General features: G+C 66.6%; 19 protein-coding genes. 13 read left to right on the top strand and 6 right to left on the bottom strand.

All coding sequences use genetic code 11. From position 1 onward, the window contains the following. Together B2J89_RS10695 and B2J89_RS10690 are read left to right on the top strand one after the other, a co-directional pair. A partial coding sequence (locus B2J89_RS10695; RefSeq protein ID WP_169169066.1) for a PhoH family protein occupies positions 1 to 1,386 on the top strand: 1,386 nt, incomplete at its 5' end. 4 nt (positions 1,387 to 1,390) lie between these two features. After that, complete coding sequence (locus B2J89_RS10690) at positions 1,391 to 1,747, top strand: hypothetical protein (RefSeq protein WP_169169065.1); 357 nt, start codon at positions 1,391 to 1,393, stop codon at positions 1,745 to 1,747. Between the two features lie 90 nt (positions 1,748 to 1,837). On the opposite strand, the gene dnaB is transcribed toward B2J89_RS10690, so the two are convergent. The 5 genes from dnaB to rpsF all read right to left on the bottom strand — a co-directional run bounded on the left by dnaB (position 1,838) and on the right by rpsF (position 4,935). Further along, positions 1,838 to 3,247 (bottom strand): replicative DNA helicase, encoded by a 1,410-nt coding sequence (dnaB, locus tag B2J89_RS10685; RefSeq protein ID WP_169169064.1) that lies wholly within the window; start codon positions 3,245 to 3,247, stop codon positions 1,838 to 1,840. A gap of 180 nt (positions 3,248 to 3,427) precedes the next feature. Next, positions 3,428 to 3,880, bottom strand: coding sequence for a 50S ribosomal protein L9 (rplI, locus tag B2J89_RS10680; protein ID WP_169169063.1), 453 nt, complete (start codon positions 3,878 to 3,880; stop codon positions 3,428 to 3,430). A gap of 11 nt (positions 3,881 to 3,891) precedes the next feature. After that, entirely contained in the window at positions 3,892 to 4,173 is a 282-nt protein-coding gene (rpsR, locus tag B2J89_RS10675; protein WP_005795932.1) for a 30S ribosomal protein S18, read from the bottom strand. Positions 4,174 to 4,190: 17 nt separating this feature from the next. After that, positions 4,191 to 4,481, bottom strand: a complete 291-nt coding sequence (gene priB, locus B2J89_RS10670) for a primosomal replication protein N (RefSeq protein ID WP_169169062.1) — start codon at positions 4,479 to 4,481, stop codon at positions 4,191 to 4,193. Positions 4,482 to 4,503: 22 nt separating this feature from the next. Next, positions 4,504 to 4,935 carry a 30S ribosomal protein S6 gene (gene rpsF / locus B2J89_RS10665; protein ID WP_169169061.1) on the bottom strand — a complete coding sequence of 144 codons (432 nt, stop codon included), beginning with the start codon at positions 4,933 to 4,935 and terminating at the stop codon, positions 4,504 to 4,506. Between the two features lie 241 nt (positions 4,936 to 5,176). Between rpsF and grpE the strand changes: the two genes are divergently transcribed. The 9 genes from grpE to leuB all read left to right on the top strand — a co-directional run bounded on the left by grpE (position 5,177) and on the right by leuB (position 15,112). Beyond that, on the top strand, positions 5,177 to 5,728 hold the full coding sequence (gene grpE / locus B2J89_RS10660; RefSeq protein ID WP_169169060.1) for a nucleotide exchange factor GrpE: 552 nt from the start codon (positions 5,177 to 5,179) through the stop codon (positions 5,726 to 5,728). 100 nt (positions 5,729 to 5,828) lie between these two features. After that, complete coding sequence (gene dnaK, locus B2J89_RS10655; protein ID WP_169169059.1) at positions 5,829 to 7,769, top strand: molecular chaperone DnaK; 1,941 nt, start codon at positions 5,829 to 5,831, stop codon at positions 7,767 to 7,769. An 87-nt stretch (positions 7,770 to 7,856) separates the two neighbouring features. After that, a complete protein-coding gene (dnaJ, locus tag B2J89_RS10650; RefSeq protein WP_169169058.1) occupies positions 7,857 to 8,993 on the top strand; it encodes a molecular chaperone DnaJ in 1,137 nt (378 codons plus the stop codon). A gap of 82 nt (positions 8,994 to 9,075) precedes the next feature. Continuing rightward, the gene (locus B2J89_RS10645) at positions 9,076 to 10,467 is read left to right on the top strand and encodes an MBL fold metallo-hydrolase RNA specificity domain-containing protein (protein ID WP_169169057.1); all 1,392 of its coding nucleotides are present in this window, start codon (positions 9,076 to 9,078) and stop codon (positions 10,465 to 10,467) included. A gap of 261 nt (positions 10,468 to 10,728) precedes the next feature. Beyond that, positions 10,729 to 11,685, top strand: a complete 957-nt coding sequence (locus tag B2J89_RS10640) for a LysR family transcriptional regulator (RefSeq protein WP_169169056.1) — start codon at positions 10,729 to 10,731, stop codon at positions 11,683 to 11,685. A 34-nt stretch (positions 11,686 to 11,719) separates the two neighbouring features. Continuing rightward, positions 11,720 to 13,141: a 3-isopropylmalate dehydratase large subunit gene (gene leuC / locus B2J89_RS10635; RefSeq protein WP_169169055.1), complete on the top strand. Its 1,422-nt coding sequence runs from the start codon at positions 11,720 to 11,722 to the stop codon at positions 13,139 to 13,141. A 22-nt stretch (positions 13,142 to 13,163) separates the two neighbouring features. Continuing rightward, a complete protein-coding gene (locus B2J89_RS10630) occupies positions 13,164 to 13,289 on the top strand; it encodes an entericidin A/B family lipoprotein (RefSeq protein ID WP_169169054.1) in 126 nt (41 codons plus the stop codon). Positions 13,290 to 13,303: 14 nt separating this feature from the next. Then, a complete protein-coding gene (leuD, locus tag B2J89_RS10625; RefSeq protein ID WP_169169053.1) occupies positions 13,304 to 13,954 on the top strand; it encodes a 3-isopropylmalate dehydratase small subunit in 651 nt (216 codons plus the stop codon). A gap of 72 nt (positions 13,955 to 14,026) precedes the next feature. Next, entirely contained in the window at positions 14,027 to 15,112 is a 1,086-nt protein-coding gene (leuB, locus tag B2J89_RS10620) for a 3-isopropylmalate dehydrogenase (RefSeq protein ID WP_169169052.1), read from the top strand. Between the two features lie 121 nt (positions 15,113 to 15,233). On the opposite strand, the gene B2J89_RS10615 is transcribed toward leuB, so the two are convergent. Continuing rightward, on the bottom strand, positions 15,234 to 15,659 hold the full coding sequence (locus tag B2J89_RS10615; protein WP_169169051.1) for a cupin domain-containing protein: 426 nt from the start codon (positions 15,657 to 15,659) through the stop codon (positions 15,234 to 15,236). Between the two features lie 362 nt (positions 15,660 to 16,021). Here B2J89_RS10615 and asd point away from each other — a divergent pair, with 362 nt between their 5' ends. Next, complete coding sequence (gene asd, locus B2J89_RS10610) at positions 16,022 to 17,152, top strand: aspartate-semialdehyde dehydrogenase (protein ID WP_169169050.1); 1,131 nt, start codon at positions 16,022 to 16,024, stop codon at positions 17,150 to 17,152. 261 nt (positions 17,153 to 17,413) lie between these two features. After that, positions 17,414 to 19,317, top strand: a 1,904-nt coding sequence (locus tag B2J89_RS10605) for a FimV family protein (RefSeq protein WP_169169049.1), incomplete at its 3' end; no start/stop codon positions are given.

The raw sequence follows: 19,317 nt of genomic DNA, 5'->3' as shown, positions 1-19,317 counted from the left end.
GCCAAGCTCTTCGTGCTCGACACCAACGTGCTGCTGCACGATCCCACCTGCCTGTTCCGCTTCGAAGAGCACGACGTCTTCCTGCCCATGGTGGTGCTTGAAGAGCTCGATGCCCACAAGAGCGGCATGACTGAGGTCGCGCGCAACGGCCGCCAGGTCAGCCGCTCGCTTGATGCACTGGTGGGCGCGCAGGGGTCCGACATCGCGCTCGGCATCAAGCTCGACTCGACCGGCCAGCGCGCCGCGGGCGGCTGCCTGTTCTTTCAGACTGCGCCGCTGGATTACCACCTTCCCGCCAGCCTGCCCCAGGGCAAGGCCGACAACCAGATCCTCGGCGTGGTCGAAGCGCTGCGCAAGCTGCACGCGCCGCGCGAGGTGGTGCTGGTGTCCAAGGACATCAACATGCGTGTCAAGGGGCGCGCGCTCGGCCTGCCGGCCGAGGACTACCAGAACGACAAGGCGCTCGACGACGGCGACCTGCTGTACTCGGGCATCCTGCCCCTGCCGGCCGACTTCTGGAACCGCAACGGCAAGGCGGTGGAGAGCTGGCAAAGCGGCGCCCATACGTACTACCGCATCAGCGGACCCATCGTGCCGCAGCTGATGATCAACCAGTTCGTCTATTTCGAGGCGCCCGGCGAGCCCAGCCTGTACGCGCGCGTCAGCGAGATCCGCGACAAGACCGCCGTGCTCAAGACACTCAAGGACTACGGCCACGCCAAGAACGCCGTCTGGGGCGTGACCACGCGCAACCGCGAGCAGAACTTCGCCGTCAACCTGCTGATGGACCCGGAAGTCGACTTCGTGACCCTGGCCGGCACGGCAGGCACCGGCAAGACGCTGATGGCGCTGGCCGCGGGCCTGACGCAGGTGCTCGACGAGCGCCGCTACACCGAGATCATCATGACCCGCGCCACGGTCAGCGTGGGCGAGGACATCGGCTTTCTGCCCGGCACCGAGGAAGAGAAGATGGGCCCCTGGATGGGAGCGCTCGACGACAACCTCGAATTCCTGGCCAAGGGCGACGGCGGCAACCCCGGCGAATGGGGCCGCGCGGCCACGACCGAGCTGATCCGCAGCCGCATCAAGATCAAGAGCATGAACTTCATGCGCGGGCGCACCTTCCTGAACAAGTACGTGATCATCGACGAGGCGCAAAACCTCACGCCCAAGCAGATGAAAACCCTAATCACGCGCGCCGGCCCGGGCACCAAGATCATCTGCATGGGCAACCTGGCGCAGATCGACACGCCCTACCTGACCGAGGGCTCGTCGGGCCTGACCTTTGCGGTGGACCGCTTCAAGGGCTGGCCGCACAGCGGCCACATCACGCTGGCACGCGGCGAGCGCTCGCGCCTGGCCGATTTCGCCAGCGAAGTGCTGTAGTCCCATGGCAGCCGGCTGGATCAGCGCGCTCAAGCTCGTGCCGTGGGCCGAGGTGCTCGAGGCCACGCCCCAGCTGGTGCAGGGCGCGCGGCGCCTGCTGGGCGCCAGCGACAAGGCGGCGCCCCCGAGCGCCGAACCTGGCAGCGGCGCCGACGCGCTGCAGGCCCTGGAGCAGCGCGTGGCGCAGTTGGAGGAGGAACAGCGCGACGCCGCGGTGCTGCTGCAGTCCCTGGCCGAGCAGAACCTGCAGGTCGTGCAGATGGTGCAGGCGCTGCGCCTGCGCCAAAAGCGCCTGCTCGGCGCCACGGCCGTGCTGAGCGCCCTGTCTGCCGGGCTGCTCGCCTGGGCCCTCACCCGCTAGGAGCGGCTGCACCTGCAGAACAGGCCCTCCAGGCGCTTCACTTTTGATAGCTGCCAGCGCTTACCCCATAAGCGCTAGCAGCTATTTTCGTTAGAAATCGTTGCCCGACCCCATTGCCAGGCTCTCGAAGCGGGTCTGCGACTTCTGGAAGAACAGCTTCACGGTGCCCGTGGGGCCATTGCGCTGCTTGCCGATGATGACCTCGGCCACGTTCGGCTCCTTGCTGTCCTTGTTGTAGTAGTCGTCGCGGTAGATGAACATGATGATGTCGGCATCCTGCTCGATGGCGCCGGACTCGCGCAGGTCGCTCATCATCGGGCGCTTGTCGGTGCGCTGCTCCACACTGCGGTTGAGCTGCGACAGCGCAATCACGGGGCACTGCAGCTCCTTGGCCAGCATCTTCAGGCCGCGCGAGATCTCGCCCAGCTCGGTCGCGCGGTTCTCCCCCTGGCTGCCGCTCGAGCCACTCATGAGCTGCAGGTAGTCGACCACGATCAGGCCGAGCTTGCCGCACTGGCGCGCCAGGCGCCGTGCGTTGGCACGCAGCTCGGACGGAGTGAGGCCCGGCGTCTCGTCGATGTGCAGCGACACCGTGCGCAAGCGCTCGATGGCCTCGGTCAGGCGCGGCCACTCGTCGTCGGTGAGCTTGCCGGTGCGCAGGTTGCCCTGGTTGATGCGGCCGATCGAGCCCACCACGCGCACCGCCAACTGCGCCGCCCCCATTTCCATCGAGAAGATGGCCACGGGCAGGCCCTCGTTGAGCGCCACGTGCTCGGCGATGTTCACGGCAAACGCCGTCTTGCCCATGGACGGGCGCGCGGCCAGCACCACCATGTCGCCCGCCTGCAGGCCCGACGTCATGCGGTCGAGATCGATGAAGCCCGTCGGCACGCCCGTGATGTCGTTGGGGTTGTCGGCCATCTCCTGCACGCGGTCGAGCAGGTCGACCACCAGGGTGTCCATGGCCTGGAACCCCTGCTTCATGCGCGAGCCTTCCTCGCCGATATTGAAGATCTTCTGCTCGGCCTCGTCCAGGATCTTGGCCACCGGCCGCCCCTGCGGGTTGAAGGCGTTTGTGGCGATCTCGTCGCTGGCCGTGACCAGCTTGCGCAGGATCGCGCGCTCGCGCACGATCTCCGCGTAGCGGCGGATGTTGCTGGCGCTGGGCACGTACTGCGCCAGTCCATTGAGGTAGGCCAGGCCACCGATCTCTTCGGATTTGCCCAGGCTCTGCAGCTGCTCGTACACCGTGATCACGTCGGCCGGCTTGCTGGCATTGACCAGTCCGGCGATGGCCGAAAAGATCAGGCGGTGCTCGAAGCGGTAGAAGTTGTCCTCGACCAGCAGATCGCCCACACGGTCCCAGGCGTTGTTGTCGAGCAGCAGACCGCCCAGCACGCTGGACTCGGCCTCGATGGAGTGCGGGGGCACGCGCAGCTGCGAAATCTCGCGGTCGAAGGGGGCAAAGCCACCGTCCATGGGCATGAAGGCGTCAGACATCGGGTTCCTTGGGCAAGCTTTTGATCCTAGCAGGCGCGCACCGCGGCGCACCCGTGCAAGGTGTGGACAAGTCTATGGACAACACGTGCACAGGCTGTGGACAGCCGTGCAGAGCCCGGCGTGCGTGCGCAAAAACACAAAAGCCGCCCAAGGGCGGCTCGTGTGCGGGGGCAGTGCCAATCAGGCGGTTTCGCCGTAGACCGAAACCGTCACTTCGACCACCACATCGGTGTGCAGGGCCACGCTGATGGTGTTGTCGCCAATGGTCTTGATGGGGCCATTGGGCATGCGCACCTGGCCCTTGAGGACCTTGTAGCCTTGCTTGTTCAGTTCTTCAGCGATGTCGCCGTTGGTGACCGAACCAAACAGGCGGCCGTCCACGCCGGCCTTTTGCGTCAGCTTGAAGACCTTGCCGGCGAGCTTTTCGCCGTCGGCCTGCGAAGCGGCCAGCTTTTCGGCGGCAGCCTTTTCCAGTTCAGCGCGCTTGGCTTCGAACTCGGCCTTGGCCGACTCCGTGGCGCGGCGGGCACGGCCCGCGGGAATCAGGAAGTTGCGTGCATAACCGTCTTTGACCTTGACCAGGTCGCCGAGGTTACCGAGGTTCACAACCTTGTCGAGCAGGATGATTTGCATGGTTGTGCTCCTTAGATCTTGTGCTGGTCGCTGTAAGGCACCAGCGCCAGGAAGCGCGCGCGCTTGATGGCGGTGTTGAGCTGGCGCTGGAAGATGGCGCGCGTGCCGGTCAGGCGTGCGGGAATGATCTTGCCATTTTCAGCGATGAAATCGCGCAGCGTGTCCACATCCTTGTAGTCGATTTCTTCGACGCCAGTGACGGTGAAGCGGCAGAAGCGCTTGCGCTTGAACAGCAGCGATTGGGTGTTGCGCTTGGGGCGCTTGTCTTTGTTGAATTTCTTGAACGTGGCCATTGCGGACCTCTTGAAAATTAATCTTGTTGAATATCCTGAACGTGGAGCACTGCATGCTTGCCGTTGCGCGGCGTGGCCAAAAATCCGGTGAAACACCAGAGGCTGCCGATGGGCTGTTTGGCCAATCGCTCGGCCATCGCACCAAAAGCCACCGCTTTGACCACCGCCTTGACTTCGCGCTGCTGGCCGGCCTCTTGCTGCTGCGAGCTGTGCTCGAGGCGCAATTCAATGGCTGGCAGTCCGGCGGGCGTGAATCGCAGGGCCTGGGCCTCGGCGATGCAAGCGGTCAGGGCGACGCGGTTCTCCACTCCCTTGGGCTAAGCGAGGGGCTTAACGCTCTGCGCGCTCGGTACGCTCAGCGCGCTCGCCGCGGTCGGGGCGCTCACCGCGTTCACCCGATGCTGCGTACTCTGCCTGGCTGACCTTGCGGGCTTCTTCGCGCTCGACCGTCTTCATCATCGACGAAGGACCGGTGTCGGCCTTCTTCTTCTGCACGGTGAGGTGGCGCAGCACGGCGTCGTTGAACTTGAATGCGTGTTCGAGTTCAGCCATCACAGCCTGGTCGGCTTCGATGTTGACGCACAGGTAGTGGGCCTTGGCCAGCTTGTTGATCAGGTACGCCAGTTGGCGGCGGCCCCAGTCTTCCACGCGGTGCACCTTGCCACCGCCTGCGGTGATCATGCCCTTGTAGCGCTCGAGCATGGCGGGAACCTGCTCGCTTTGATCCGGGTGGATCAACAAAATGATTTCGTAATGACGCATGCATACTCCTTCTGGATTAAAACCACCCACTGCGCCTGTAGTGGTGTGGCAAGGCAAAGCCGCAAATTATAGTACGCACTTGCGGCTCTGTACACTTGCACCGTTTTTGGGCCGGTGCACACGCCCTGGCACGGCGACTGGGCAGCGCCTTTCGCCTCGGCCGCCTTGAAATACCTGGCAACAACCCCAGCTGGTGCGCGTTCACGGCATCTTTTCTTAGACAGATACGAAACCATCCGACATGTCCAACCACACTCCCCACGCCAACGCCTCCGGCAACCTGCCGCCCGAAGAACTTGAAGCGGCCATGGCCGCCAACGCCTCCGACGAGATGGACCGCCTGCAGGCCGAGCTGGCCGAGCTCAAGGCCAAGAGCGCCGAGCTGGCCGACCAGTTCCTGCGCGCCAAGGCCGAGTCCGAGAACGCCCGCCGCCGCGCCGAAGACGAAGTGGCCAAGGCGCGCAAGTTCGGCATCGAGAGTTTTGCCGAGAGCCTGTTGCCGGTGGCCGACAGCCTGGACGCGGCCCTGGCCATTCAGAACGCCACGGCCGAGCAGCTGCGCGAAGGCACCGACGCGACCCTGCGCCAATTGCTCTCGGCGCTGGAGCGCAACAAGGTGCTGGCCATCAATCCCGGCGCCGGCGACAAGTTCGACCCGAACTTTCACCAAGCCATCAGTGTCGTGCCGGCCGACCAGGAAGCCAACACCGTGGTATCGGTGCTGCAAAAGGGCTACCTGATTGCCGAACGCATTCTGCGCCCAGCCCTGGTCACGGTCGCCGGCCCGAAATAAAAAACACCGGCCATGGCTTGAACCCTTTCAAGTTATCCACAAGTTACTAGGCATTACTGGCTCTTGCCAGCCACTTCAATCAAGCATCGCGGAGAAAAAAATGGGAAAAATCATCGGCATTGACCTCGGCACGACGAACAGCTGCGTTTCCATCATGGAAGGCAACACCACGCGCGTGATCGAAAACAGCGAAGGCGCCCGCACGACGCCTTCCATCGTGGCCTACCAGGACGATGGCGAAGTGCTGGTCGGCGCCTCGGCCAAGCGCCAGGCCGTCACCAACCCCAAGAACACGCTGTATGCGATCAAGCGCCTGATCGGCCGCAAGTTCAGCGAAAAGGAAGTGCAGAAGGACATCGACCTGATGCCCTACCAGATCGTGGCGGCCGACAACGGCGACGCCTGGGTCGAAGTGCGCGGCACCAAGATCTCGGCCCAGCAGGTCAGCGCCGACATTCTGCGCAAGATGAAGAAGACCGCCGAGGACTACCTGGGCGAGCCCGTGACCGAGGCCGTGATCACGGTGCCGGCCTACTTCAACGACGCCCAGCGCCAGGCCACCAAGGACGCCGGCCGCATCGCAGGCCTCGAAGTCAAGCGCATCATCAACGAGCCCACCGCAGCGGCCCTGGCTTTTGGCCTGGACAAGCAGGACAAGCGCGACCGCAAGATCGCCGTCTATGACCTCGGCGGCGGCACGTTCGACGTCTCCATCATCGAGATCGCCGACGTCGACGGCGAGAAGCAGTTCGAGGTGCTGTCGACCAACGGCGACACGTTCCTCGGCGGCGAAGACTTCGACCAGCGCATCATCGACTACATCATCGGCGAGTTCAAGAAAGAGCAAGGCGTCGACCTGAGCAAGGACGTGCTGGCCCTGCAGCGCCTCAAGGAAGCGGCCGAAAAGGCCAAGATCGAGCTGTCCAACAGCGCGCAGACCGATATCAACCTGCCCTACGTCACGGCCGACGCCTCGGGTCCCAAGCACCTGAACATCAAGCTTACGCGCGCCAAGCTCGAGAGCCTGGTCGACGAGCTGATCGAGCGCACCATTGCCCCTTGCCGCACCGCGATCAAGGACGCCGGCATCAGCGTCTCCGACATCAACGACGTGATCCTGGTCGGCGGCATGACGCGCATGCCCAAGGTGCAGGACAAGGTCAAGGAGTTCTTCGGCAAGGACCCGCGCAAGGACGTGAACCCCGACGAAGCCGTGGCCGTGGGCGCCGCCATCCAGGGCCAGGTGCTCTCGGGCGACCGCAAGGACGTGCTGCTGCTGGACGTGACGCCATTGAGCCTGGGCATCGAGACCCTGGGCGGCGTGATGACCAAGATGATCACCAAGAACACGACCATCCCGACGAAGTTCGCGCAGACCTTCTCGACGGCCGACGACAACCAGCCAGCCGTGACCATCAAGGTGTTCCAGGGCGAGCGCGAAATCGCCTCGGGCAACAAGCTGCTGGGCGAGTTCAACCTCGAAGGCATCCCACCGGCCGCGCGCGGCACGCCGCAGATCGAGGTGTCGTTCGACATCGACGCCAACGGCATCCTGCACGTGGGCGCCAAGGACAAGGGCACGGGCAAGGAGAACAAGATCACCATCAAGGCCAACTCGGGCCTGTCGGAAGAGGAAATCCAGCAGATGGTGAAGGACGCCGAACTCAACGCCGCCGAGGACCACAAGAAGCTCGAACTCGTCCAGGCGCGCAACCAGGGCGAAGCCGCCGTGCACAGCGTCAACAAGAGCCTGGCCGAGCACGGTGACAAGCTCGACGCTGGCGAAAAGGACAAGATCGCCGCCGCCGTGAAGGAGCTCGAAGATGCGCTCAAGGGCGAAGACAAGGCCGCCATCGATGAGAAGACCACGGCGCTGATGACCATCAGCCAGAAGCTGGGCGAGAAGATGTACGCCGAAGCCCAGGCGGCACAGGCCGGCCCCGCGGCAGGCGCCGATGCCGGCGCCGCCCCAGGCAACGCAGCGCCCGAGCACGACGACAACGTCGTGGACGCCGAAGTCAAGGAAGTCAAGAAGGGCTAAAAGCGGTTGCGCTGAACCCAGCCGCCGCGCCGGACCTCTGCAGAGTGTCCGGCGCGGCGTTCCTGTTCCAACCGGGTCCCTACATCCATGTCCAAAAGAGACTATTACGAAACCCTCGGCGTGGCCAAGAACGCCACCGAGGACGAGATCAAGAAGGCTTATCGCAAGCTGGCGATGAAGCACCACCCTGACCGCAACCAGGGTGACACCGGCAAGGCGGCCGAGGAGAAATTCAAGGAGGCCAAGGAGGCCTACGAGATGCTCTCCGACAGCCAGAAGCGCGCCGCCTACGACCAGTACGGCCATGCGGGCGTGGACCCGAACATGCGCGGCGGTCCGGGCGCCGAGGGCTTTGGCGGTTTTGCCGAGGCGTTTGGCGACATCTTTGGCGACATGTTCAACCAGGGTGGGCGTGGGCGCGGGGCCGGGGGCCGCCAGGTCTACCGTGGCAGCGACCTGAGCTATGCGATGGAAGTGACGCTCGAAGAGGCTGCGCGCGGCAAGGACGCGCAGATCCGCATTCCGTCGTGGGAGTCGTGCGACATCTGCCACGGCAGCGGCGCCAAGCCCGGCACCAGCGCCAAGACCTGCGGCACCTGCGCGGGCTCGGGCAGCGTGCAGATGCGCCAGGGCTTCTTCAGCGTGCAGCAGACCTGCCCGCACTGCCGCGGCACCGGCAAGATCATTCCCGAGCCCTGCACCAGCTGCCACGGCCAGGGCAAGGTCAAGAAGCAAAAGACGCTGGAAGTGAAGATTCCGGCCGGCATCGACGACGGCATGCGCATCCGCTCGACCGGCAACGGCGAGCCCGGCACCAACGGCGGCCCGCCCGGCGACCTCTACATCGAGATCCGCCTGAAGAAGCACGACATCTTCGAGCGCGACGGCGACGACCTGCACTGCCAGGTGCCGGTGAGCTTCATCACGGCCGCGCTGGGCGGCGAGATCGAGGTGCCGACGCTGGCCGGCAAGGCCGCCATCGACATCCCCGAAGGCACGCAGGCCGGCAAGCAGTTCCGCCTGCGCGGCAAGGGCATCAAGGGCGTGCGCGCCAGCTACCCCGGCGACCTGTACTGCCACATTGCCGTGGAGACGCCTGTCAAGCTCACCGAGCACCAGCGCAAGCTGCTGCGCGAACTCGAAGAGTCGCTCAAGAAAGGCGGCGGCCGCCACTCGCCCAGCGGCGAGAGCTGGACCGACAAGCTGAAGAACTTCTTCAGCTGACCCTCGCCTCCCCAAAAACCGCCTGTGCCGCCCCGGCCCAGGCGGTTTTTTCATGGGTGCCCTGGCGCGCCCCGGAGGTAGGATGGCCGCACCAGGAGAGCATCCGGCCACGACCGTCACCATCAGCTTCCTCGGTGGCGCAGGCACCGTCACCGGCTCCAAATATCTGGTGCGCCACGGCGGCCACAGCCTGCTGGTGGACTGCGGCCTGTTCCAGGGCTACAAGCAGCTGCGCCTGCGCAACTGGCAGCCGCTGCCGGTGGCACCCGACCAGATCGGCGCCGTGGTGCTCACGCACGCGCACCTCGACCACAGCGGCTACCTGCCGCTGCTGGCGCGCGATGGCTACACCCACCCCATCCACGCCACGGCGGGCACGCGCGACCTGTGCGCCATCCTGCTGCCCGACAGCGGCCACCTGCAGGAGGAAGACGCCGCCTTCCTCAATCGCCACCAGCTCTCGCAGCACGCACCGGCGCTGCCGCTGTACACCCGGCTCGATGCCCTGCACTGCCTGCGGCAGTTCCGCAACCACGCGTTCCACCAGCCCTTCGAGCCCCTGCCAGGCTGGCGCGCCACGTTCACGCGCGCCGGCCATATCCTGGGCGCGGCCAGCGTGCTGCTCGAAGTGGGCGGGCGGCGCATCCTGTCCTCGGGCGACCTGGGCCGCCCCGACGACCTGGTCATGGACCCGCCCGAGGCACCGCCCGCCGCCGACACGGTGCTGATCGAGTCCACCTACGGCGACCGCCAGCACCCGCAGGAAGGCCTCCTGGACCAGCTCGGCCCGACCCTCCAGCGCCTGGCCCAGCGCGGCGGCGTGGCCGTGGTGCCGGTGTTTGCCGTGGGCCGCGCGCAAACCGTGCTGCACGCCATCCACCTGCTCAAGGCGCAGGGCGTGGTGCCGCGCTCGCTGCCCGTGTTCCTGGACAGCCCCATGGCGGTCAGCACCACTGGCCTGTTCGCGCAGCACCGCGATGGGCACCGGCTCAGCGCCCACGACGTGCACGCCCTTTCGCACAGCGCCACCCTGGTGCAGACGACGGACGAGTCCAAGGCCCTGGCGCGCCGCCACGGCCCCATGGTGATCCTCTCGGCCAGCGGCATGGCCACGGGCGGGCGCGTACTGCACCACCTGGCGCTCTACGCGGGCGACCACCGCAACATGGTCATCTTCACCGGCCACCAAGCGCCGGGAACGCGCGGCGCGCGCATGGCCGCCGGCGAAAAGCGCATCCGCATCCACGGCCAGGAGGTCGCGGTGCGCGCCGAGGTGGTGCAACTGACCAGCGCCTCCGCCCACGCCGACGCCGACCAGACCCTGGCCTGGCTGCGCCGCATGGCGCACGCGCCCGAACAGGTGTTCGTAGTGCACGGCGAAATGGGCGCGGCCGACATGCTGCGCGAGCGCATTGCGCACGAACTGCGCTGGCGCGCCAGCGTGCCCGAGCACGGCAGCACGCTCAACGCCTGAACGCCTGCCCGCCCGCAGGCAGCCAGCGCCACATCAAAAATCATAGCGTCTTGCGCTTTCTCTGCCAGGGTTTCAGACTAAAAACACCTTGAAACCCTTCAGGGATGCGCGCAAGCAGCTCTCGTTTGTGATGCGCGGCCTGGGGGACAGCGCCACTGCACCGCAGCCGCACGATGAAAGTCATCGCGCTTCACGATGGCAGGCATGGATAACATGGGCGAAAATGCCAAGTCTTCTTGAAATGAGAAGACAGCACCCGCCATGAAAAACTCCGAGCGCAATTTTGCGCGCCGCCTTGACCTGACCTCGCTGCAGCTGTTCGTCGCCGTGTGCGAGCTCGGCAGCATCGGCCGCGCGGCCGAGCGCGAATTCATTGCCGCCTCGGCCGTGAGCAAGCGCCTGTCCGAGCTGGAGGCCGCCGCCGGCACCGCCCTGCTCGACCGCCACAGCCGCGGCGTGACACCCACGCCCGCGGGCGAGAGCCTGCTGCACCATGCGCGCACGGTGCTGTTTGGCCTCGAGCGTCTGCAGGGCGAGCTGAGCGAATACGCGCAGGGCGTGCGCGGCCATGTGCGCATGCACGCCAACATCTCGGCCATCGTGCAGTTCCTGCCCGAAGACCTGGGCGCCTTTGCCCGCGCCCACAGCCAGGTCAAGATCGACCTGCAGGAACACCTGAGCAGCGCCGTGCTGCACGCCGTGCAGGAAGGCGCGGCCGACATCGGCATCTGCAGCACGGCGGCCGCGCACAACGGCGCCAGCGCGCTGCAAAGCCGCGCCTACAGGCAAGACCATCTGGTGCTGGTGGTGCCGCAAGGCCACGCTCTGGCTGCGCAAGCAGCTATAAATTTTGAAGACGTGCTGGACTGGGACATCGTCGGCCTGCACGCCAACAGCAGCATCAGCCTGGCCATGCGCGCCGCCGCCGCCGCGGCCGGCCGGCCCTTGCGCCAGCGCATCCAGGTCACCGGGCTGGACGCCATGTGCCGCATGATCGACAACGGCCTGGGCGTGGGCCTGCTGCCCGACCGCGCCTTTGCCCTGATGCACGGCGTGGGCCGGCTGCAGGCCCTGGCCCTGCGCGACCCCTGGGCGCGGCGCGAGCTGCGCCTGGTGGCGCGCGACTTCGACACCCTGCCCGCCACGGCGCGGCTGCTGGTCGAGCACCTGGCGCCAGCCGGCGCCGCGGCACCGCCAGCCACCGCACTGCCCACCTAAAATCGAACCACCCCACCTGAAGGAAGACCACGCCATGGGACGCACCCTGTACGACAAGATCTGGGACGAGCACGTCGTCCACACCGAGGAAGACGGCACCGCCATCCTCTACATCGACCGCCACCTGGTCCATGAAGTGACCAGCCCGCAGGCCTTCGAGGGCCTGCGCCAGGCCGGGCGCAAGGTCTGGCGCATGAGCTCGATCGTCGCCACGGCCGACCACAACACGCCCACCACCGGCTGGGACGCGGGCTACGACGGCATCACCGACCCGATCAGCAAGGAGCAGATCACCACGCTGAACGACAACATGGCGCAGATCAGCCCGGCCGCGTTCTTCCCGTTCATGCACCAGCGCCAAGGCATCGTGCACGTCATCGGCCCCGAAAACGGCGCCACCCTGCCCGGCATGACCGTGGTCTGCGGCGACAGCCACACCAGCACGCACGGCGCCTTCGGCGCGCTCGCGCACGGCATCGGCACGAGCGAGGTCGAGCACGTGATGGCCACGCAGACCCTGCTGGCCAAGAAGGCCAAGAACATGCTGGTGCAGGTCGACGGCCCCGTTGCCCCGGGCATCACCGCCAAGGACATCGTGTTGGCCATCATCGGCAAGATCGGCACGGCCGGCGGCACGGGCTACACCATCGAGTTCGCCGGCAGCGCGATCCGCCAGCTGTCCATGGAAGGCCGCATGACGGTGTGCAACATGGCCATCGAAGCCGGTGCGCGCGCAGGTCTCGTGGCCGTGGACGACAAGACCATCGCCTACGTCCAGGGCCGCCCGCTCTCGCCCAAGGGCGCCGAATGGGACCAGGCCGTGGCGTACTGGAAGACGCTGCACTCGGACGCCGACGCCGCTTTCGACACCGTGGTCAAGCTCAACGCGGCCGAGATCGTGCCGCAGGTCACCTGGGGCACCTCGCCCGAGATGGTGCTGGGCATCGACGCGCGCGTGCCCGACCCCGACAAGGAGAAGGACGCGAACAAGCGCGGCGCCATCGAGCGCGCGCTCACCTACATGGGCCTGCAGCCCGGCAAGGCGATCAACGACATCACCATCGACAAGGTGTTCATCGGCTCGTGCACCAACAGCCGCATCGAGGACATGCGCGAAGCCGCCGCCGTGGTCAAGAAGCTCGGCCGCAAGGTCGCCAGCAACGTCAAGCTCGCCCTGGTCGTGCCGGGCTCGGGCCTGGTCAAGGCGCAGGCCGAGCGCGAGGGGCTGGACGCGATCTTCAAGGCCGCCGGCTTCGAGTGGCGCGAACCGGGCTGCAGCATGTGCCTGGCCATGAACGCCGACCGGCTGGAGCCCGGCGAGCGCTGCGCCTCGACCTCCAACCGCAACTTTGAGGGCCGCCAGGGCGCCGGTGGCCGCACCCACCTGGTCAGCCCCGCGATGGCTGCCGCGGCCGCCGTGCACGGCCACTTCGTCGACATCCGCCCCTTGGCCTGAACCGCCGAAGGAGACTGTTCCCATGAAAAAGACCACCACCTTCGTCGCCCTGGCGCTGGCCTTCGCGCTGGCCGGCTGCAACACCGTCAAGGGTGTGGGCCAGGACATCGGCAAAGCCGGCTCCGCCATCGAGCGCGCCGCCAAGTAAGAGGCCCCCACACCATGCAGAAATTCACCCTTCACCAAGGCCTCGTGGCCCCCATGGACCGCGAGAACGTCGACACCGACGCCATCATCCCCAAGCAGTTCCTCAAGTCGATCAAGAAGACCGGCTTCGGCGTGAACCTGTTCGACGAGTGGCGCTACCTGGACCCCGGCGAACCGGGCCAGGACCCGGCCAGCCGCCGCCCGAACCCCGACTTCGTGCTGAACCAGCCGCGCTACCAAGGCGCCTCCATCCTGCTGGCGCGCAAGAACTTCGGCTGCGGATCGAGCCGCGAGCACGCGCCCTGGGCGCTCGACCAGTACGGCTTCCGCGCCGTGATCGCGCCGAGCTTTGCCGACATCTTCTTCAACAACTGCTTCAAGAACGGCCTGCTGCCGATCGTGCTGCCGGAATCCACCGTGGCCCAGCTGTTCGATGAAGTGGCGGCCTTCCCCGGCTACCAGCTCACCATCGACCTGGAGCGCCAGGTGGTCCTGAGGCCGCAGGGGCAGGAGATCCCGTTCGAGGTGCAGGCGTTTCGCAAGTACTGCCTGCTCAACGGCTTCGACGACATCGGCCTGACCCTGCGCCAGTCCGACAAGATCGCCGCCTTCGAAGCCCAGCGCCTGGCCACCAAGCCCTGGCTCGCGCACACCATGGCGCCCTGAACACATTTACAGTCAAATCCGCCTCCAGCGCTTACCCAGTCAGCGCTTTCAGCTATCAAAAGAGAAGTAACAATGAAAATCGCAGTTCTGCCGGGTGACGGCATTGGCCCCGAAATCGTCGCCGAAGCCGTCAAGGTGCTGGACGCCCTGGACCTGTCGTTCGAGATGGAATCGGCCCTGGTCGGCGGCGCCGCCTTTGACGCCCACGGCCACCCGCTGCCCGAGGCCACGCTGCAGCTGGCCAAGGACGCCGACGCCACGCTGTTTGGCGCCGTGGGCGACTGGAAATACGACACCCTGGACCGCCCGCTGCGCCCCGAGCAAGCGATCCTGGGCCTGCGCAAGAACCTCGGCCTGTTCGCCAACTTCCGCCCCGCCATCTGCTACCCGCAGCTGGTCGATGCGTCGAGCCTCAAGCGCGACCTGGTGTCGGGCCTCGACATCCTCATCATCCGCGAGCTCACGGGCGACATCTACTTCGGCCAGCCGCGCGGCCGCCGCATCGCCACCGACGGCCATTTCCCCGGCGCCGAGGAAGCCTTCGACACCATGCGCTACTCGCGCCCCGAGATCGAGCGCATCGCCCACGTCGCCTTCGAGGCGGCCCGCAAGCGCAAGGCCGCGGGCGGCCCCGGCCGCGTGACCAGCGTGGACAAGGCCAACGTGCTCGAAACCTTCCAGTTCTGGAAGGACATCGTCACCGAAGTGGGTGCGCAGTACCCCGACATCGCCCTGGACCACATGTACGTCGACAACGCCGCGATGCAGCTGGTCAAGGCACCGAAGAAGTTTGACGTGGTGGTCACCGGCAACATGTTCGGCGACATCCTGAGCGACGCCGCCGCCATGCTGACCGGCTCGATCGGCATGCTGCCCTCGGCCAGCCTGAACGACAGGAACCAGGGGCTGTACGAGCCCAGCCACGGCAGCGCCCCCGACATCGCCGGCAAGGGCCTCGCCAACCCGCTGGCCACCATCCTCTCGGCCGCGATGATGCTGCGCTTCTCGCTGAACCAGGAAGAAGCGGCCCGCCGCATCGAGAGTGCCGTGCAGGCGGTGCTGGCCCAGGGCCTGCGCACGCCCGACATCTGGAGCGAAGGCACGACCAAGGTGGGCACCGCGCAGATGGGAGATGCGGTGGTGCAGGCGCTGGGCTGAAAGCCGCTGCGCAAGAAAAGCGCAGCCACCAGAAAAAGGCAGTCCGTGCGGGCTGCCTTTTTTTATGGACGCTCGGCGGGAAGCAGCGGCGGCGCCTCGCTCGCAATACGCAGCCGCGCCGTCAGTTCGGCGCGGCCGGAACCAGCCCGTACTTGGACATGATGGACACCAGGGCGGCCTTGTCGGGCGGCCCCCCGGCATTGACCACGGCGGCGATGTCCCTGAAGTATTGGGCGCCGATGTCGGGAGACTGAACGATCAGGGCGCGAGCCGTCTCATGGAATGGATTCGAGAACGCATGCACCACGCCCTTTGGCGTGCCCATGCTCTGGCCGGGAGCCAGATCGCGTGTCTGCGCGCCGACCGTGTACCGAAGTGTTCCTTCCAGCACGTAGACGCACTCTTCGTTGTTGGAATGGCTGTGGGGCGGAGGAACGTTGGAACCAGGAGGCACCGTGAGTTCAAACATCCCGAGTCCCGCCGTGCTCGAACCATCGACGATGTAGTGGATGCCCAATTGACCGACCTTGATTTCAGCAGCACCCATGGCATTCCTCCGGCAGGCAGAGATGGCGGCACATTTTCTGGAAAAGCCTAGCACTGGGGCGGCTCGGGAACAAGACCAGGCCCCAGGGCTGGCAATCCGGTACTTCCAGAACCATCTAGCCTTCAGGCGAAGCCAGCAAAACCCGCGATCCAGTACAATCGCTACCCATGTTTGCCGCCCGCCCGTTCGCCCTGAACTCAGCATCCGCCGCCCAGGCCGGTGTGGTCGCGCGCGCAATCACCACCAAAACCACGACCATTAAGGGCTGATCCAGTCCGGTTCGTCGTGCGCCCTCCCTGGCCAGACGAGCCGGGGCAAACAGTCTGGTCTGCACTGTTTTTTTACTTGATAAGGGCGTTGAAATGAGCAAGTTAGTAGGTTTGGTCGGCTGGCGCGGTATGGTCGGCTCGGTTTTGATGGACCGCATGGTGCAGGAAAACGACTTCGGCCTGATCGAGCCGGTGTTCTTCTCCACCTCGAACGCCGGCGGCCAAGCCCCGGCCATGGCAAAGAACGAAACCACGCTGCAGGACGCGTTCGACATCGACGCCTTGAAGCGCTGCGACATCATCCTCACGGCCCAGGGCGGCGACTACACCAGCGAAGTCTTCCCCAAGCTGCGCGCCGCCGGCTGGAACGGCCACTGGATCGATGCGGCATCGACCCTGCGCATGAACGGCGACGCCGTCATCGTGCTCGACCCGGTCAACCTGCCTGTCATCCACAACGCGCTGGCGCAGGGCGGCAAGAACTGGGTCGGCGGCAACTGCACCGTCAGCTGCATGCTGATGGGCGTGGGTGCGCTGTACAAGGCCGGTCTCGTCGAGTGGATGAGCACGCAGACCTACCAAGCGGCCAGCGGCGGCGGCGCGCAGCACATGCGCGAATTGCTGACGCAGTACGGCACGCTCAACGCCGAGGTGCGCAACCTGCTCGACGATCCCAAGAGCGCCATCCTGGAGATCGACCGCAAGGTCATCACCAAGCAGCGCGCCCTGACGGCCCACGAAACCGCCAACTTCGGCGTGCCCCTGGGCGGCAGCCTGATCCCCTGGATCGACAAGGACCTGGGCAACGGCATGTCCAAGGAAGAGTGGAAGGGCATGGCCGAGACCAACAAGATCCTGGGCCAGGGCGAGGGCTTTGGCACGGCGGCCATTCCAGTCGACGGCTTCTGCGTGCGCGTGGGCGCCATGCGCTGCCACAGCCAGGCGCTGACCTTCAAGCTCAAGAAGGACGTGCCCGTGGCCGCCATCGAGGCCCTGATCGCCGCCGACAACGAGTGGGTGAAAGTGGTGCCGAACACGCGCGAGGCCACTGTCCGTGACCTCACGCCCGTGGCCGTCACCGGCACCATGACCATCCCGGTGGGCCGCATCCGCAAGCTCGCCATGGGACCGGAATACGTGGGCGCCTTCACCATCGGCGACCAATTGCTGTGGGGCGCTGCCGAGCCGCTGCGCCGCATGCTGCGCATCCTGCTGGAAGCCTGAACCCGGCGTTCTGGGCGCGGGTGGACAGGCCACAGATCAGAAACGTCTGGTTACGCTCGTTGTCTTTGGACAACACCTTGGCGCATGCCCAGCGCTGTTCCCGCTCCCTGCCAAGCCCCTCCACGGGCTTGGCTTGTCAGTGCAAAACATTGCTGCTATGGTGCTTTTCAGACCTTTTCTCTAGCCGGGCGGCGCGGGCACAGACCATGCAAGCCACAAGCCGCTTGATCGAGCTGCAAACCCTACCAGTTGATAAAACACATGCATCGTTGGAAATATTCCGTGCTCGCGGCCGCTGCTGCGCTGTCACTGGGCGTCTATGCGCCAGACGCCAGCGCCCTGGCCCTGGGAACGATCACGGTGCAGTCCGCCTTGGGCGAGCCCTTGCGCGCCGAGATCGACCTGCCGCAAATCACGCCCGCTGAAGCCGAATCCCTGCGCGCCTCCACGGCACCGCCCGAGGTCTTCCGCGCCCAGGGCATGGAATATTCAACCACCGCCCCCCAGGTGCAGATGCAACTGCAGCGGCGCGCCGACGGCCGCACCGTGCTGCGCCTGAGCAGCAGCAACCCGGTCAACGACCCGTTTCTGGACCTGGTGGTCAACGCCACCTGGGGCGCCGGGCGCATTTCGCGCAGCTACACCCTGCTGCTCGACCCGCCCACGGCGCGCAAGGCCCCCGCAAGCCCGGCGGCGCTGCCGCAAGCGGCCGCCCCCGCAGCCAGTCCGGCACGCAGCGCCGCAGCGGCGGCCCCGCGTGCGGCTCCCGCGGCCCGCCCCACGCCCACTTCGCCCGAAGACGGCGCCGCCGTTACCGTGCGGCGCGGCGACACGGCAGGGCGCATTGCCGGCGCGCACCGCCCCGATGGCGTGTCGCTGGACCAGATGCTGGTGGCCCTGGTCCGCAGCAACCCCAGCGCCTTCATCGATGGCAATGTCAACCGCATCAAGGCAGGCGCCGTGCTGCAACTGCCCAGCGAAGCCCAGGCACAGGCCGTGCCGGCCGGCGAGGCGCGCCAGATCGTGGCCGTGCAAAGCCGCGACTTCAATGCATTCCGGCGCAAGCTGGCCGGCGCAGCACCCGCGACCGTGCTCTCCGCCGCCGAGCGCTCGGCCACGGGCGCGGTGCAGGCCCACACCGAGGACCAGCTTCCCACCAGCACCGCGCCCGACAAGCTCACCCTGTCCAAGGGCGCCCTGCAGGGCCAGAAGGCCACCGAAGAATTGCTGGCCCAGCGCAAACAGGCCCATGCGGCGTCGGCACGCGTCGAAGAGCTGGCCAAGAACATCGAGGAACTGAACCAACTCAGCGCCAGCTCGGGCACCGCGCCAGCCCCAGACGCAGCGGCCAGCGCCACTGGACCAGGCCCGAGCGTAAGCAACCCCGGCCTCAGCGCCGCTCCCCTCGCCGCCTCCGCCGAACCGGTCGCCCCTGCGGTGGCCAGCACGGGCGCAGCCGCTGCCGAAACGCCAGCCGCACCGGTCCCCGAAGCCACTCCCGCCCCTGCACCGGCGCAGCCCTCTGCAGCGTCCGCGCCCGCCGCGTCGGCGGCCCCGGCCGCGGCACCGGAGTCGGGAATGCTCTCGGATCTGCTCGATGAGCCTACTGTTCCACTCGCAGCCGGCGCGCTGCTGGCCCTGCTGCTGGGCTATGGCGGCTACCGCGTGGTCCAGCGCCGCCGCCTGGCCAGGCCTGCGGACAGCGCCTTCATCGACAGCCGCGCACAGCCCGACTCGTTCTTCGGCGCCAGCGGCGGCCAGCGTGTCAACACGGCCAACAGCGAGAGCACCACCGGCACGTCCTCGCTGGCCTACTCGCCCAGCCAGCTCGACGCCGGCGGCGATGTCGACCCCGTGGCAGAGGCCGACGTGTACCTGGCCTATGGCCGTGACCTGCAGGCCGAGGAAATTCTCAAGGAAGCCGCGCGCCAGAACCCGTCTCGGGTCGCAGTGCATGCCAAGCTCGGTGACATCTACGCCAAGCGCCAAGACCGCAAGGCGCTGGAGGCCGTGGCCCGCGATGTCCTTGGCCTCACCGACGGTGCAGGGCCCGATTGGGCCCGCCTGGCCGAGCTCGGGCGCGAACTGGACCCCGAGAACCCGCTCTACCGGTCCCGCGGCGCATCGCCTGCCGCCACCGATGCCAGCGCGCCGGCCCCTGCGCC

This window comes from Acidovorax sp. SRB_24 (genome assembly GCF_012931925.1).
The sequence above is the reverse complement of the archived record's forward strand: the minus strand, read 5'-3'. Positions and strand labels throughout refer to the sequence as shown.

Coding starts and splice junctions, on each gene's coding strand:
- rplI (WP_169169063.1), bottom strand. CDS start 3,880: ATGCAAATCATCCTGCTCGACAAGGTTGTGAACCTCGGTAACCTCGGC.
- leuD (WP_169169053.1), top strand. CDS start 13,304: ATGCAGAAATTCACCCTTCACCAAGGCCTCGTGGCCCCCATGGACCGC.
- dnaB (WP_169169064.1), bottom strand. CDS start 3,247: ATGTCTGACGCCTTCATGCCCATGGACGGTGGCTTTGCCCCCTTCGAC.
- dnaK (WP_169169059.1), top strand. CDS start 5,829: ATGGGAAAAATCATCGGCATTGACCTCGGCACGACGAACAGCTGCGTT.
- B2J89_RS10630 (WP_169169054.1), top strand. CDS start 13,164: ATGAAAAAGACCACCACCTTCGTCGCCCTGGCGCTGGCCTTCGCGCTG.
- B2J89_RS10640 (WP_169169056.1), top strand. CDS start 10,729: ATGAAAAACTCCGAGCGCAATTTTGCGCGCCGCCTTGACCTGACCTCG.
- B2J89_RS10645 (WP_169169057.1), top strand. CDS start 9,076: ATGGCCGCACCAGGAGAGCATCCGGCCACGACCGTCACCATCAGCTTC.
- B2J89_RS10615 (WP_169169051.1), bottom strand. CDS start 15,659: ATGGGTGCTGCTGAAATCAAGGTCGGTCAATTGGGCATCCACTACATC.
- rpsR (WP_005795932.1), bottom strand. CDS start 4,173: ATGGCCACGTTCAAGAAATTCAACAAAGACAAGCGCCCCAAGCGCAAC.
- asd (WP_169169050.1), top strand. CDS start 16,022: ATGAGCAAGTTAGTAGGTTTGGTCGGCTGGCGCGGTATGGTCGGCTCG.
- leuC (WP_169169055.1), top strand. CDS start 11,720: ATGGGACGCACCCTGTACGACAAGATCTGGGACGAGCACGTCGTCCAC.
- grpE (WP_169169060.1), top strand. CDS start 5,177: ATGTCCAACCACACTCCCCACGCCAACGCCTCCGGCAACCTGCCGCCC.
- B2J89_RS10690 (WP_169169065.1), top strand. CDS start 1,391: ATGGCAGCCGGCTGGATCAGCGCGCTCAAGCTCGTGCCGTGGGCCGAG.
- rpsF (WP_169169061.1), bottom strand. CDS start 4,935: ATGCGTCATTACGAAATCATTTTGTTGATCCACCCGGATCAAAGCGAG.
- leuB (WP_169169052.1), top strand. CDS start 14,027: ATGAAAATCGCAGTTCTGCCGGGTGACGGCATTGGCCCCGAAATCGTC.
- dnaJ (WP_169169058.1), top strand. CDS start 7,857: ATGTCCAAAAGAGACTATTACGAAACCCTCGGCGTGGCCAAGAACGCC.